Source organism: Acidisarcina sp. (assembly GCA_035539175.1).
Lineage (GTDB): Bacteria > Acidobacteriota > Terriglobia > Terriglobales > Acidobacteriaceae > JANXZS01.
On sequence record DATLIY010000008.1, the window covers coordinates 297,254 to 312,805 of the forward strand.

The window sequence follows — 15,552 nt, forward strand, 5'->3', positions numbered from 1 at the left end:
TTATGAGGCAATTTCCACCAGTTCAAGGGACTCGAGCAGCGAACGGACTTCGGCAAAGATCTCTTCCGGCTTCGTCGCAGTCAGCGGGAAGCGGAGAACGCCCTGTGGGGTGAACTGCGCACCGCGCTTCGCGTTCCGGGCAACCAGTTGCATCAGGCGGCCAGGATCGACGTTCGCCTTCTCAGTGAAGCGAATGTGCAGCTGATCCCGCTTGCGGTCTACCTGCGAAACGCCGATGCGTTCGCACTCAAGACGCAGATTCGCAGCTTCGAGCAGATGAATGGCCGACTCCGGCAGCTCGCCGAAGCGGTCCTGCAGCTCGGCGCGAACGTCCTCGATGACAGCCTCGCTCTGCGCGCCGGCAATCTTCTTGTAGATACGCAGCCGCTGGTTCTCCTCTGCGATGTAGGACTCATCCACGCGCAGGCTGATGCCTAGATTCAACTGCGTTGTCGGATGCTCTTCGCGCTCTTCGCCCTTCAGCTTGCTCACTGCCTCTTCCAGCATGCTGGTATAGAGCTCGAAGCCGACAGCTTCAATATGTCCACTCTGCTCGCCGCCCAGCATGTTCCCTGCGCCGCGCAACTCCAGGTCGAGAGCAGCAATTTTGAAGCCCGCACCAAGATCGGAGAACTCCTTGAGCGCGGCAAGACGCCGGCGCGCGATCTCTGTAAGCTCCTGCTCCGGCGGAATGAGCAGATAGGCATACGCGCGGCGGTTGGAGCGGCCCACGCGCCCTCGCAACTGGTATAGCTCGGAGAGTCCATGGCGGTCTGCGCGATTGATCACGATGGTATTTGCCAGTGGGATATCGAGGCCATTCTCGATGATGGTTGTCGCCACCAGCACGTCGTACTCGTGATGCATGAAGGCCAGCATGGCGCGCTCGAGTTCCGCTTCGCTCATCTGTCCGTGGCCGACGATTACACGGGCCGCAGGCACCAGTTCGTGGATCTTCGCGGCCAGCTCATAAATGGTCTCCACGCGATTGTGGACGAAATAGACCTGGCCGCCGCGTTCAAGCTCCACTTCAATCGCGGAGCGAATCAGCTTCTCGTCAAACTTGGCAACCACCGTCTGGATGGCCATGCGATCTTTTGGCGGAGTCTCGATCACGCTCATATCGCGCAGGCCCACCAGCGACATGTGCAGGGTGCGAGGAATCGGCGTAGCCGACATTGCCAGCACATCGATTTCCTGCCGGATCTGCTTCAGGCGCTCCTTGTGGCGCACACCGAAGCGCTGCTCCTCATCGACGATAAGCAAGCCGAGCGAGTGAAATTTGAGGTCCTTCGAAAGCAGCCGATGCGTGCCGATCAGGATATCGACTTTGCCTGCCTCCACGCGCTCCAGAATCACCTTCTGCTCTTTCGGAGTGCGGAAGCGGGAGATCATCTCGATATTGATCGGGAACTGCTTGAAGCGTTCGCGAAATGTCTCGTAATGCTGGAAGCTCAGCACAGTCGTCGGGGTAAGGACCGCTACCTGGCGGCCATCCTGCACGGCCTTGAAGGCGGCGCGCATCGCGACTTCCGTCTTGCCGTAACCGACATCGCCGCAGAGCAACCGATCCATGGGCAGCGTCGACTCCATGTCCCGCTTGATGTCGGCGATGGCAGCAAGCTGGTCATCCGTTTCGTTGTAATCGAAGGCGTCTTCAAACTCGCGCTGAAACTGATTATCCGGAGGAAAGGCATGGCCCTGTGCGGCCTTGCGCTGCGCATAGAGCTTGAGTAGTTCGTCGGCCATGTCCTGCATGGCCTTCTTGACGCGAGCCTTCGTCTTGGCCCACTGCTGCGAGCCCAGCCGATTCAGCACCGGCGCGGGGCCTGCGTCGGTCGAGCGGTACTTCTGGATCAGATCGAGGCGGGTCAGCGGAACATAGAGCCGCGCATTGTCCGCGAACTCCAGAATCATGAACTCGACGGTCAATCCATCCTGTTCAATCTCCTTGAGGCCGAGGTAGCGCGCGATGCCATGCTCTACGTGCACCACGTAGTCGCCAACCGTGAGGTCCCGGAAGTCCGAGACGAAGGCAGCGGTTTTCGACTTGGGACGAGCCTGTACCGGACGCGCCGTGACATCGGCTTCATCGGAGAGATCGTTCGCTCCGAACAGGAACAGGTTGTGATCGGGCAGATTGACGCCGTTGGCGACGGGGCTGCGCAGGATGATGGGCGTGCGGTAGTCACCTGCGAGGTAGCTGGATTCGTCGTAGATCGTTTCGCTGCCCGTGTGCTGCATACGGCTGCCCAGCCGATACGGCAGGCCATACTCGCGCAGCAGGGTGACCAGCCGCTCCACTTCGCCCTGGTTGGGTACGGCCAGCAGGATGCGCTGCTCCTGCTGCATCAGCGAGCGCACCTGCTCAAGGAATGCCGGGATCGATCCATGAAAGCGCAGCGTTGGCCGGGTGGCGAAGGCGATCTCGCCGAGGGTCGTATCCTCATCCAGCACATCCACGGCGCCGAGCTGGTCGAGGTCGAGACCAGGGAGCGAGGAGAGGTGCGCCAGCAGCAGATCGGGTTCGAGGTAGATATCCTGCGGCGTGATCAACGAGCCAATGCCGCTGCGCTCGTGGCGCTGCTGCACCTTGTTCCACCAGCGCTCCACCTGGTTCTTGATCATCGCCGGCTCTTCTACAAAAAGGCGTGAGCGGGGAAAGAGATCGACCAGCGATCCCTGCGCGCCGGAGACAGGGGCAAAAAACTCCCATCCGGGAAAGACGCTGACGCCTCCGGCGGCGATGGATTGTGCAACCAGGTCATCGTCCGACGACTCAAGCCGCTCGCCCGAGAGCCGCGTATGCACAGCCGCCAGCAGGCGCTCATTGATCGGCGTCTCCGTGAGCGGGAGCAGCTCCGCCTCATCCAGCGGCGTGGAAGAGCGTTGCGTCTCAGGATCGAACTTTCGGATGGACTCGATTTCGTCGCCGAAGAACTCCACGCGCACCGGGCGATCCGCCTCCGGCGAATAGACGTCAAGGATGCCGCCGCGACGGGTGAACTGGCCGGGCATTTCGACCACATCCAGGGCCGTATACCCAACGCTGGCGAGGTGGACGACCAGCGCTTCGAGGTCAACCTCTTCGCCGCGACGCAGGGTGCGCGCAAGATTGGCGTAATAGTCGGCAGAGAAGAGGCGCATGGCCGCGGCTTCCACCGGCGCAATCACAATTGAGGCCGCCCCGGTTGCGATCTTCCACAGAGCCGCGGCACGCTGCTCCTGCACATCGGGGTGTGGCGAGAGGTTTTCAAAGGGAAGAACATCGTGGGCAGGCAGAGTGACGACGGCATCGGGAGAGCAGGCTCCTGTGAGGTCGCATCCGGCGCGGACAGCAGTCTGCAGGGTTTCCGCCGCCTTGTTGTCGGCCACAATCACGATCACCGGCGCATCGGCGGCCTTGGCAAAGAGTGGCAGATACAGGGCGCGGGCGGTGGAAGTCAGCCCCGAGACACGACGACGCCCTCTGCCGAGAGCAAGATGCCGCCGGACACGCTCAAACGACTCCGAATGCTCCAAATCCGCCAGTAGCTCGCGGACAAACGGGAGGATCATGCCAGTACCCAGTTTAACAGGGGTCAGGCGAGGTGGGGGATGGTGCGTCCGTTGTGAGAGTTCTGCGAAGGAGGCAGGTTTGACCGAAAGCCGCGTTCCCGTTCGAGTAAGCGAGGTCCTGAATGCACTCCACGCCGTTGTGACCGAATTACCGCTTCGGAACTAACTCAAGGATCGATCACAATTGCTCTCCGAGTGCCGACCAAACGCCCGGAACCTTTGGGGCAGACTGAGAAACTTTCTCTCCCCCGAGCGCTAAGACCTGTTGGCAACAACCGAGGCCAGGATCGGTCAACAGGAGCCGACATATGAGGACTAACGCGGTCGTCAACGGGCTTGCGACGCTAGTCGTTTACTCACATCACAAGCTTTGAATATCGTTAGACAATTTGAACCTAGGCGCCCATCGCCATAATCGCCATCAGCCTCAGGTCTAGCGATATTCCAAATAGCGACTCTCGGTCCCTTCTCAAGTATCTGAGCGATTGATGCTTTGACGTCATCGCTAGCTCGCGAAAAAACGCAATTGAAGTCAGCATTCACAATCAGCATGATCCCGATTGCAAATCCAAGACCCTGCTCCGGATCTGTGAACATCTCGAGCTTCTTCAAATCCGCCAACAGGTCCGTAGGAGCCAAATCCGGCGAACTCTTGATCTCAACAGCAACCAGGTTATTTTCTATTGTTGCTGGCTGATGAATGACTAGATCCGGGATCACCCAATCTCTTCTATTGACGCGCGGAACCAAACTCAGACCCTTGCGAAACTCGCCATTTACATACCAATACTCTGTGAACTGCAATCTCACTTGATGATAAAGCTCATAGGCAAAAACTCGTTCCTGGCAAGCTTGGCTACCGTCGGGCAACTCTACACAAAAGTATTCGGGAGCAACGAGCAATAGCGCATTTTTGAACCGAGTTATCGCTTGCTCTTTGTTGCAGGTAAATGGATCGGTCATAGTGCTCTAAGGGTAAACCATTAGCCATCCCGGTTATTCCATATAGACGCCGCAGTGTCCGATTTTCCTGCCCCGAGCCGATTATGTGATTCCGGTACACTGGCCGACTTATCATTATCAATTCCTGATCTCGCGGAGAAACGAAAGGTATGGCGAATGTCCTCAATCGAAAAGAACTTCAAACTGACGGGAAGAAAAGACCATTGGCTCCCGCAGTGTTACATGCAAGGGTTCATCGGCCCGTCACGCAAGGAGGAGCCTAGACCTCTTTTCTGTTTTGAGAAAGAGACTCAGGAATGGAGGCCGGTCAGCACTAAGGAAATCGGACAGGGCGAAGGGTTTTATGACTACGCCGAGGGAACCGACTACGATGCCGTTACACATCCCGACTCTGTATTCGGACGCCTCGAGAAGCAATGGCGGTCGCAGCTTGAGTTAATGGAGCGTGACAAGTTCGCGTCGTGGGCGAAGCACAGGGATTTTCTGATTGAGTTCATGCACATGCTCAGAGCAAGGTCTCCAATGGCGATGGAACAGCAACGAACAGTTGCTGGCTCATACAAGGTGGTGCAGGTAACGGACATCTTCCCCCATCCCACGAACCCGAGCCTAACCGGAATTAAAGTCGATACTATGACGCCGTATCCGATGTCCGCCCCCGCAGTTAGGAATGCTGTCATTGGGCAGATGTTAGCTGACGTGCAATCCGGGTCTTCATGGGCTAAGGACATGCACTGGTGCTTGCGATACATCGACGAAGAGAACAACCCATACACCGCTACTGACCAAGCGGTGTATGTGCGAGGCACACTGGTAGCTCCAGCAGTCACCCCGGAAGTCCTTGCTCACCCGGACACGATCGTCATCTTCCCGCTGTGCTGGAAAGCGTGCTTGTTCGGGAGCCCACTCAAGGTCGACGTGCCGTATGACCGGGCGCACTCGCAACAACCCTTGAGCATCCGCGAGGTGCAAAAACAGGGGTGCTACAGGTTTGTGATTTCCCCGATCAAGTTTTGAGCTTTGCCCATTTGGGAAGAAGCCGAACCAACGCGGCGATGTGCTGCTGGGTAGGTCCCGATAAACGCTCTCTTCGTACGTTGGAGCATCATCGCCTTAGCACTCAGCTGGAAATGCCAGGGTAGGGTTTCGACGCCAAACCTTGCGATTGCGGGTGAATACGGTCTATCCGAAGACAGTCCGCACTGCTTTTTAATCCGCCCTCGCCGGGTATCATTTGGCAGAAGGACCGCCTTCTTACTTCCCTCCGCTGATCGCCTTTAGATATCTGTAATAGAACTCTACGGCCTGGTAGTAGGAGTTGACGGGGATGCGCTCGTCCTTGCCGTGGGCGCGCATATCGCCGCTCTCCAGCGCCACGGCGGAGAAGCCATAGCTGGGGATTCCGGCGTCGGCGATGTAGATGCTGTCCGAGGCGCCGGTTTCCATGATGGGCACAACCGGAGCGCCGGGCCAGAATTCGGCGGCGATGCGCTCCAGCGGGTCGAAGACCTCGGGAAGCGGCGGCGGCGGCGCGATCACGGTCCTTTCCGGAGCGGTATCGAAGGCTTCGCCGGCATCGCTCACATATTTCACCGTCACCTTGTCGTCCGCAAAGACGCCGATCAACTGCTTGCGGATCTGCTCCGGCGAATGGCCCGGAAAGATGCGGCAATTGACGTTGGCCTGCGCTGTCTGCGGAAGCGCATTGTTGGCGTGGCCCGCGTTGAGGCGCGTGGCGACGCAGGTGGTCCGCATAGTGGAGTTGTACAGCGGATCCCGCGAGAGGCGCTGGATGGCTTCCGGATCGGGCAACGGCTTCAGGATCGCCTGCATGTCGGCGGCGGTCTGGCCGCTGGTGCGCGAGGACAGGCGGGCGAAATAGGTCCGGGTGACCGGGTTCAGCTCGAACGGGAAGGAATACTGCTGCAGGCGCACGAGCGCATCGGCAAGATGATAAATGGCGTTGTCCGGCCGCGGCAGCGAGCTGTGGCCTCCGGGATTCGTAACCATCAACTGGTAATCGGCGTAGACCTTCTCGGTCGCCTCTACCGCGACGAGCAGAGGTTTGCCATGGCTGAGGTCGATGCCTCCCGAGTCGGGGTTGATGACGAACGCCGCATCGATCAGGTTGCGGTGATTCTTCAGCAGCCAGGCGACGCCATTGGATTTGCCACCCTCCTCGTCGGCGGTAAGCGCAAGGATGATATCGCGATCGGGCTTGTAACCCTCCTTCCACAGGCGGATGAAGTTGGCGACGAACAGGGCGTCGTCCTCCTTCATATCCTGCGTGCCGCGGCCATAGTAGAAGCCATCCTTCTCGACAAACTTGAAGGGATCGGTAGTCCAGTCTTCGCGCCGCGCCTCGACCACATCCAAATGGCCGATGATGAGGACCGGCTTTTTGGCGCCGGTGCCGCGATAACGGACCACCAGGTTTCCTTTGCGGTCATTCGGGCCGAGCAACTGCATATCGGCAGCGGGAAAGCCAGCATCCAGCAGCCGTTGCTGCATGGCCCGGGCAGCGGTCGTGGTGCTGCCGACAGAATCCGTGGTGTTGATCTCGATCAACTGCGCGAAAATGTCGTGCGCCAGCGCGCGGTTTGCCGGGTCAGGCTGCTGCGCGGGCAACCCGGTGGCAGAAAAGGTTGCAGCGGCAAAAACCAGGGCAGCGCAGGCTTTCAGAAAAGCAATTCTCATTGAGGCTCCGAAGAATCGTCTCGGCGGAATTCCGATGAGCGATTGTAGCGTCTCTATGAAAGCAGGGTGAATAAACCAGATCCGGGAGCCCCGGCGGTATGCGCCCCGGCCTCGGGGGAGAGCCGCGAGAGAGAGCGGCAGGAGAGAGCGGATTGTGGCTTCCAGCGGCGATCCACACTGCTAGAATCAAAGGCAGTCATGGCTGCCACAACCAGTATTGCCCCTGAGATTCTTTCGAAGTATGAGCCGGTGATCGGTCTCGAGGTCCACGTCCAGTTACTGACCGAGACCAAGGCCTTTTGCGGCTGCTCCTCAAAGTACGGAGCCGAGCCCAACACCCACATCTGCCCCAATTGCCTGGGCCTGCCCGGCTCCCTGCCGGTGCTCAACTACCGGGCAGTGGAGTTCGCCGTACTGGCGTCGATGGCCATCAACTGCGAGGTGCGGGAGCGCTCCATCTTTGCGCGCAAGAACTACTTCTATCCCGACCTGCCCAAGGGCTACCAGATTTCGCAGTATGACAAGCCGCTTGGCGAGCACGGTTGGATCGATGTCCCCACGCCGGCAGGGACCAAGCGCATCGGCATCACGCGGCTGCATATGGAAGAGGATGCGGGCAAGAGCATCCATGACGGATTCCGCGACTCAGCCACGCACACCTACGTCGACCTGAACCGCTGCGGCACGCCACTGATTGAAATCGTGAGCGAGCCGGATATGCGCACGCCAGACGAGGCTTACGAGTATTTGACGCGGCTGAAAGAGATCCTGCTCTACACCGGCGTGAGCGACTGCAACATGGAAGAAGGCTCCCTGCGCTGCGACGCCAACGTGAGCGTGCGGCCGCGCGGGCAGAAGGAGTTCGGCACCAAGGCCGAGGTAAAGAACGTCAACAGCTTCCGTTTTGTTCGCGCCGCGCTGGAGTATGAGATCGAGCGCCAGGTAGAGGTGATCGAATCCAGCGGCCGCGTCGTACAGGAGTCGCGAACCTGGAACGCTCAGGATGGCCGTACCTACTCGATGCGCTCGAAGGAGCAGGCCCACGATTATCGCTACTTCCCGGAGCCGGACCTGCCGCCGCTGATCGTTACGGCGGAGTGGAAGGCGGAGATTGCGAAGTCGCTGCCCGAGCTGCCGGAAGCGCGGCGCGCACGCATGATCGCCGACTATGACCTGAGCGAGCAGGATGCGCAGACGCTGACGGCTACACGGGAGTTCGCGGACACCTTTGAAGCCTCGGCAAAGAAGGCGAAGAGCCCGAAACGGCTGACGAATCTCTTCCTGAGCGAACTGACCGGACGCCTCAAGGCTGCCGGAATCGAGCTTGCGCAATCGCCGGTGACGATGGACGGGCTTGTCTTCGCGGCGGATCTGGCCGAAAAGGGCGACCTCTCCAGCAAGCAGTTGAAGCAGATCTTCGACATAGCATTCGAAAAGAGCGAGGATTTCCCAGTCGTCTATGAACGCGAGAAGCCGCAGCAGATCAGCGATCCCGCCGCGCTGGAGGCGATGATCGACGAGATCATCGCGGGAAACCCAAAGCAGGTAGAGCAATACCGCGCTGGCAAAAAGACAGTGGCTGCCTTCTTTGTCGGTCAGGTCATGCGCCTCTCGAAGGGGCAGGCCAATCCCGCTCTGCTGAATGAGTTGGTGGCAAAGAAGCTGGATGCTTAAGGCTGCCAGTCTCTTCCTCTGCGAACTGGCAGGGGAAGAGACTGCGCTCGCACGTCCCCTCTGAGACTTCGGAATCCTGGGCCAAATCTCAGGCCACATCCCTAAACATATCTTTTAGACCATTGCGGTGCTGTCGAGGAAGTCGGCTCCCCAACCCGGGTGATAGCCATTCTGCCGCAGCAGCGTGCTGATCTGCGCCCAGTGCCGGATGCCGTGGATCATGATGTGGACAAACAACTTGCGGCGGCTGACCGAAACCTGGCGCCCACTGCGGAGTGTGAAGTGGATAATCTCCCCGGCGTGGGCTTCGTTGGTGTGCTGGAGAAAGCGGCGCAGATTGCTACGGCCCTCGTCTGCCAGCGAGAAGAGAACCTCGGGAGCGGTCACCGGATCGTTATCGAAGCCATGCACCGGCTCTCCCAGGAGCCGCTGCGAAAGGCGCAGTTGCACAATGAAGATGTGATGGACCAGCTCCCCTATAGTCTTCGAACCGGCTACATCGCAAAGCACCTCCAGTGCCTGTGGATGCGCCTCGAACCAGTTCTGCCACTTCACAGCGTTCGCTTCGTTGTCCGCCAGCAATTCCTTGAACGTAATGCCCGGAGTCCGCATGGGTTCAGCCTCTCCCTGCTTCCGATTCGTCTTGAAGTCAGCGTCTGGGCTTGAGCGCCCGGTGTCCAATGTCACGACGATAGTACATTCCGTCGAAGTGGATCTTGGCAAGAGCGTCATAGACGAGCCCCAGGGCGGATTCCAGATTCCCCGCCGCGGCCGTCACGCCGAGCACGCGCCCTCCGCTGGTCAGGTACTCGCCATCGATCAGCGCCGTTCCCGAGTGGAAGACCTGAACCCCGGGATATGTCTGGTTCAGGCCGGTGATCACTTTGCCCGTGGCGTAGCTGCCGGGATATCCCTCCGAGCTGGCAATGACGCAGGCGGAAGCGCCCGGCCGCCAGCGGAATTCCGTCTCGCTCAACCGGCCTTCGACGCATGCCTCCAGCCCCTCCACCAGGTCGCTCTCCAGGCGCATGAGGATGGCCTGCGTTTCAGGATCCCCAAAGCGTGCGTTGAACTCCAGCACCATGGGTCCACGCGCGGTCATCATCAGGCCCACGTAGAGGACGCCAACAAAGGGGGTATCCTCGGCGGCCATACCATCAATGGTTGGCTGCGCCACGTGGTTAATCAGCCAGTCGCGCATTTTGACGTCAAGAATGTCATCGGTCGAATAGGCGCCCATTCCGCCGGTATTCGGCCCGGTGTCTCCTTCACCGATACGCTTGTGGTCCTGGGCCGGAACCAGCGGCACAACGTGCTTGCCATCGCTCAGCAGCAGAAAGGAGACCTCTTCTCCCTCAAGAAACTCTTCAATCAGGACGGTGCGCTCCACCGAACCCAGCAGCTTGCCCGAAAAGAGACCCGATACCGCATCGAGCGCCTCGCGCTTCGACTGGCAGATGAGTACACCCTTTCCGGCAGCCAGGCCATCGGCCTTGACCACTAACGGCGTGTGAAAGAGGTCGATGGAGGCACGTGCCTCCTGCTCGCTGGTACAGACGGCATAGGCCGCGGTTGGAATATTGTGCCGCTGCAGAAAGCGCTTGGCGAAGGCCTTGCTCGTCTCCAGCATGGCAGCGGCGCGCGTCGGGCCAAAGACCGGGATGCTGCGGCGGCGCAGCTCGTCCACAAACCCGAGCGAGAGCGGGAGCTCCGGCCCCACAACCGTCAGGTCGGGCTTCTCGGCGGCCACTACCCGGAGCAGGTCGCCCAGGTCCTTCTGGCTGGCAGGTATGCAGCGCGCCACAGAGGCGATGCCGCCGTTACCGGGAGCGCAAACCACCTCGTCCACTCGGTTAGAGTTGCGGATGGCCCAGGCGAGAGCATGCTCGCGGCCTCCTGATCCGATGACGAGAACTTTCATAATATGTTCACTCCTCTTCCCACTGTACCCGAATGGTTATCTCAGCAAACAGCATCCGCAAAGTCAAACCGGCTGGCTTCCACCGGGACGATTCTGCGGACTCCTGCTGACGCATCTATACTGAGGGGGCAGCAGCAGTACCGGTTCCCGCCATCGCTGGAATGCTCTATCGATCCACGTCGAATCCTATGGCCCCCGTTACCCCATCTGCGACGCAGTCCCCCGGCAAATCGCGATGGCGGTCCAGCCTTCGGCTGCCCAAACTGCGGACGGCGGAGCTTTGGTATTACTTCGGGCCTGCCTTCGTCGCCAGTATCGCGTACATCGACCCGGGAAACTTCGCCACCAACTTCGATGGCGGCACTCAGTTTGGGTACAAGCTGCTGTGGGTACTGCTGTGGTCGAACGCGATGGCGATCCTGATCCAGTACCTCTCGGCCAAGCTGGGCATCGCCACCGGCCATACGCTGCCGCAGAACTGCCGCAGGCACTTCTCCCGTCGCACAACCATTGGCCTGTGGATCGCGGCGGAGCTCTCGGCACTGGCTACGGATCTGGCGGAGTTTCTTGGCGCGGCGCTGGGCTTCTACCTGCTGTTCGGGCCATGGCTCGCACGATATGGTTTTGCCAAGCCCACCATCCTGCTGCTGGCAGCGCTTGCTTCGGCGGTCTGCGTCTTCCTGATTCTCGCCTTCGAGCTATGGGGATTCCGCAGCCTGGAGGTCGCCATCATGGCCTTCGTCTTCGTGATCGGCGCCTGCTATATGGTGGAGCTCTTTTTCGTGCACATTGACTGGAGACAGATCGCCTTCCACACCGTCGTGCCGATGATTGACAAAAAGAGCATCTATATTGCCGTCGGCATGCTGGGGGCAACCGTCATGCCGCACGTTGTCTACCTGCACTCCGCGCTGGTGCAGCCCCGCGTGCGTGCGGAAAGCCACACCTCCCCCAAGGGCATCTATCTGAACCGCCTGCGGCATCTGCGCTTTGAGGCTATCGACGTCTTCGCGGCGATGAACGGTGCATGGCTGGTGAACTCCGCGATGATCGTGGTGGCCGCCGCGGCATTCGCCGGAACGGGACGAACCGGCATGTCGATCGAGGAGGCGCACCAGACTCTCGGGCCGCTCCTTGGCCCCATCTCGGCGACCGTGTTCGCAGTGGCGCTGCTGTGCTCCGGCCTGTCGTCGTCGACGGTCGGCACCATGGCCGGGCAGATCATCCTGGAAGGATTTCTCCAGGTCCACTTCAGCATCTTTCTGCGGCGGCTGCTCACGCTGGTACCGGCGATCGTTGTTATCGCCATCGGACTGGACCCGCTGAAGATCCTGATCCTGTCGCAGGTAGCGCTCAGCTTCACGCTACCCTTCGCGCTGATTCCACTTCTGATTCTCACCAACGACTCCGCGGTAATGGGACGGTTCGTCAACGGCAGGATCACCCGCGTCCTCGGCTGGATCACCGCGTCCGTCATCCTGGGACTCAATGCCCTGCTCCTCTGGATGACCGCCACAGGGAACTGAGCTGGCCCTTCCTTGCTGCCGCTGCTTCCGCGACGGTAGCTGAAGAGAACGCGATCACGTTAAAATGAGACCCGAAGAGCGATGAATCCCGGCACATGCAATCCGTTTCGAGTCGTATCCCTGCGACGTTTTCGCCGTGGCCGTCCCGACCGTGGACGAATTGCCCTCTCCTGACTAAGCTTCTAATCCTGAGGAATTCCCGCAGCGCGTATTAGCCCCGCGCCGAATACCTTGCGCCATCTCGACGAAGACCGTCACACATCGAAAGGGAAGGTTGGGCATGAAGACCATTGGTAACAGTTTTGGCAGCCAGTCCGAGCTGAAGTCTGGTAATCGCACCTATGAAATATTCCGTCTGAGCGCGCTGGAGCAGAAGGGCATTCCGCTGGCGCGGCTCCCCTACAGCCTGCGTATCCTGCTGGAAAACCTGCTGCGGCACGAGGATGGCAAGTCCGTTACCTCCGCGGATATTGAATTTCTGGCCAAGTGGGATCCGAAGGCCGAGCCCTCGCGCGAGATCGCGTACATGCCGGCACGAGTACTGATGCAGGATTTCACCGGAGTCCCCGCAGTGGTTGATCTGGCGGCCATGCGCGACGCCATGAAGACGCTCGGCGGCGACCCGGAGAAGATCAATCCGCTGCAGCCCGCCGAGCTGGTGATCGACCATTCGGTGCAGGTGGACGAGTACGGCACAGCTAACTCCTACAATGCCAATGCCATGCTGGAGTTTCAGCGGAATCGCGAGCGGTATGCCTTTCTGAAATGGGGCCAGTCGGCCTTCCGCAACTTCTCCGCCGTGCCGCCTGGCATGGGAATCTGCCACCAGGTCAACCTCGAATATCTGGCGCGGGTAGTCTTCACCACCGAAGCCGACGGCAAGCTGCGCGCCTATCCCGACACGCTGGTGGGTACGGATTCGCACACCACCATGATCAATGGCCTGGGCGTGCTGGGCTGGGGAGTCGGCGGGATTGAAGCCGAAGCGGCCATGCTGGGGCAGCCTGTGTCCATGCTGGTTCCGCAGGTCGTGGGATTCAAACTTACCGGCAAGCTGAAGGAGGGTGCGACCGCGACCGACCTGGTGCTGACCGTAACCCAGATGCTGCGCAAGCTCGGAGTGGTGGGCAAGTTCGTCGAGTTCTACGGTCCCGGCATCAGCGAGCTTCCGCTGGCCGACCGCGCCACCATCAGCAACATGGCGCCCGAATACGGCGCCACCTGCGGCATCTTCCCGGTGGACGCGGCGACGCTCCAATACCTGCAACTGACCGGACGCAGCGAGGAGCAGATCGCGCTGGTTGAGGCGTACTACAAGGAGCAGGGCCTCTTCCACACCGCCCAGTCGCCGGAGGCGGAGTACTCGGCAACGATTGCGCTGGATCTCTCCACCGTGGAGCCGAGCGTCGCCGGACCCAAGCGCCCCCAGGATCGAGTTCTGCTGCGTGATGCGGGTGCAAGCTTCAAGGAACAGCTCCCCGACCTGCTCGGGCCCAATGCGGCTCCGAATGGCGTGCGGAACGTAGAGCGCTGGGAGGGCGAGGGCGGACATGCTTCGCTCGGCGGAGCAACCAACTCAGCTGCCGGCGTGCCGGAGCAGGGCCATGCCGCCAGCGTCAAGGAGCGCTTCGGCGTGGACGTGGATCGATATATGGATCACGGCTCCATCGTGATCGCAGCCATCACGAGTTGCACCAATACGTCGAATCCCTCGGTAATGGTAGCTGCCGGGCTGTTGGCAAAGAAAGCTGTCGAAAAGGGCCTCTCCGTGCCGCCGTGGGTCAAGACTTCCCTCGCGCCAGGCTCGCGGGTGGTTACGGACTACTACCAGAACGCGGGTTTGCTTCCATACCTGGATAAGCTGCGGTTCAACGTAGTGGGCTACGGATGTACGACCTGCATTGGCAACTCCGGTCCGCTGCCCACCGATGTATCGCAGTCGATCGAAGATCACGGCCTCGTCGCGGTCTCCGTGCTCAGCGGAAACCGCAACTTCGAGGGTCGCATCAACTCCGAAGTGCGCGCCAACTACCTTATGTCTCCTCCGCTGGTGGTGGCCTACGCGCTGGCAGGGCGCATCGACCACGACTTCCAGGCAGAGCCGCTCGGAAAGGGCAAGGACGGCTCGCCGGTATATCTCAAGGACATCTGGCCGTCGCAGAAGGAGGTCTCCGAGACAGTTGCCTCCGCGATCAATACCGGCATCTTCCTCAAGGAGTACTCCACCGTGACGGATGGCGATGCCAACTGGCAGAACCTGAAGTTTCCCGTCGGCGGCACCTACCAGTGGGAGCCGGATTCGACCTATATCCGCAAGGCTCCCTACTTCGACGGCATGCCGGCGAACCCCGCAGCAGTCGAGGATATCCGCGGAGCGAGAGTGCTTGCAGTGCTGGGAGACAGCGTGACCACGGATCACATTTCGCCCGCCGGCTCCATCAAGGTGGATGGCCCCGCGGGCAAGTATCTGCTGGATCATGGCGTGAAGGCTGCGGACTTCAACTCCTACGGCTCCCGTCGCGGAAACCATGAAGTCATGGTTCGCGGCACCTTCGCCAACGTTCGCCTGCGCAACAAGCTGGCTCCGGGAACGGAGGGCGGCGTGACCCGCCTGCTACCCGAAGGCGAGCAGATGAGCATCTTCGACGCGTCGGTGAAGTACGCGGAGCGGGGTGTCCCACTGGTCATCCTCGCGGGCAAGGAGTACGGCTCCGGATCCTCCCGCGACTGGGCGGCGAAGGGACCCCGACTGCTCGGCGTGCGCGCAGTCATCGCGGAAAGCTACGAACGCATCCACCGCTCGAATCTGGTGGGCATGGGTATCCTGCCGCTGCAGTTTGCCAGCGGCCAGAATACCCAGAGCCTGGGACTGACGGGAGAAGAGGTCTTCGACTTCCCCGGTCTGCGGGCGCTGCTGGATTCAAAGTTTGCCGGGGGGCGCACCCTGACTGTAACCGCGACAGGTAAGGACGGCAGAAAGATCACCTTCCCGGCGAATGTCCGCATCGACACTCCGCAGGAGATTCTCTACTACGAAAACGGCGGCATCCTGCAGTACGTGTTGCGGCAACTGGTGCAGCCGTCAAGTTAGCGAACAGTGTCTGGGTCAACCTAAATGGAAACAGGCTCCGGGAGTTCCCGGAGCCTGTTTTTTGTCTGACATATCTAGTCGGCACACACGCATGTCTGAAGCCGCACGGCGCCAAGATTCAG

The 15,552-nt window shown here is 60.3% G+C and carries 9 protein-coding genes; 4 read left to right on the forward strand and 5 right to left on the reverse strand.

The window, feature by feature from the left end; translation table 11 throughout:
- Together mfd and VM554_09350 are read right to left on the reverse strand one after the other, a co-directional pair.
- Positions 1–3,558, reverse strand: a complete 3,558-nt coding sequence (gene mfd, locus VM554_09345) for a transcription-repair coupling factor (GenBank protein ID HVJ08578.1) — start codon at positions 3,556–3,558, stop codon at positions 1–3.
- Between the two features lie 327 nt (positions 3,559–3,885).
- Complete coding sequence (locus tag VM554_09350) at positions 3,886–4,521, reverse strand: hypothetical protein (protein HVJ08579.1); 636 nt, start codon at positions 4,519–4,521, stop codon at positions 3,886–3,888.
- Positions 4,522–4,677: 156 nt separating this feature from the next.
- Between VM554_09350 and VM554_09355 the strand changes: the two genes are divergently transcribed.
- Positions 4,678–5,538 (forward strand): DUF4238 domain-containing protein, encoded by an 861-nt coding sequence (locus VM554_09355; protein HVJ08580.1) that lies wholly within the window; start codon positions 4,678–4,680, stop codon positions 5,536–5,538.
- A gap of 237 nt (positions 5,539–5,775) precedes the next feature.
- Here VM554_09355 and VM554_09360 read toward each other — a convergent pair whose 3' ends face one another.
- Positions 5,776–7,218 (reverse strand): M20/M25/M40 family metallo-hydrolase, encoded by a 1,443-nt coding sequence (locus VM554_09360; GenBank protein ID HVJ08581.1) that lies wholly within the window; start codon positions 7,216–7,218, stop codon positions 5,776–5,778.
- Between the two features lie 198 nt (positions 7,219–7,416).
- On the opposite strand from VM554_09360, the gene gatB reads away from it, so the two are divergent.
- Positions 7,417–8,892 (forward strand): Asp-tRNA(Asn)/Glu-tRNA(Gln) amidotransferase subunit GatB, encoded by a 1,476-nt coding sequence (gene gatB, locus VM554_09365; GenBank protein HVJ08582.1) that lies wholly within the window; start codon positions 7,417–7,419, stop codon positions 8,890–8,892.
- A 114-nt stretch (positions 8,893–9,006) separates the two neighbouring features.
- On the opposite strand, the gene VM554_09370 is transcribed toward gatB, so the two are convergent.
- Positions 9,007–9,579, reverse strand: a complete 573-nt coding sequence (locus tag VM554_09370) for a DinB family protein (GenBank protein HVJ08583.1) — start codon at positions 9,577–9,579, stop codon at positions 9,007–9,009.
- Positions 9,542–10,813: a phosphoribosylamine--glycine ligase gene (purD, locus tag VM554_09375; protein HVJ08584.1), complete on the reverse strand. Its 1,272-nt coding sequence runs from the start codon at positions 10,811–10,813 to the stop codon at positions 9,542–9,544. Before purD ends, VM554_09370 begins: the two co-directional genes overlap by 38 nt.
- A gap of 188 nt (positions 10,814–11,001) precedes the next feature.
- Here purD and VM554_09380 point away from each other — a divergent pair, with 188 nt between their 5' ends.
- Both VM554_09380 and acnA read left to right on the forward strand, forming a co-directional pair.
- Positions 11,002–12,339 carry an Nramp family divalent metal transporter gene (locus VM554_09380; GenBank protein HVJ08585.1) on the forward strand — a complete coding sequence of 446 codons (1,338 nt, stop codon included), beginning with the start codon at positions 11,002–11,004 and terminating at the stop codon, positions 12,337–12,339.
- Between the two features lie 280 nt (positions 12,340–12,619).
- The gene (acnA, locus tag VM554_09385) at positions 12,620–15,430 is read left to right on the forward strand and encodes an aconitate hydratase AcnA (protein ID HVJ08586.1); all 2,811 of its coding nucleotides are present in this window, start codon (positions 12,620–12,622) and stop codon (positions 15,428–15,430) included.
- Positions 15,431–15,552 lie beyond the last annotated feature (122 nt).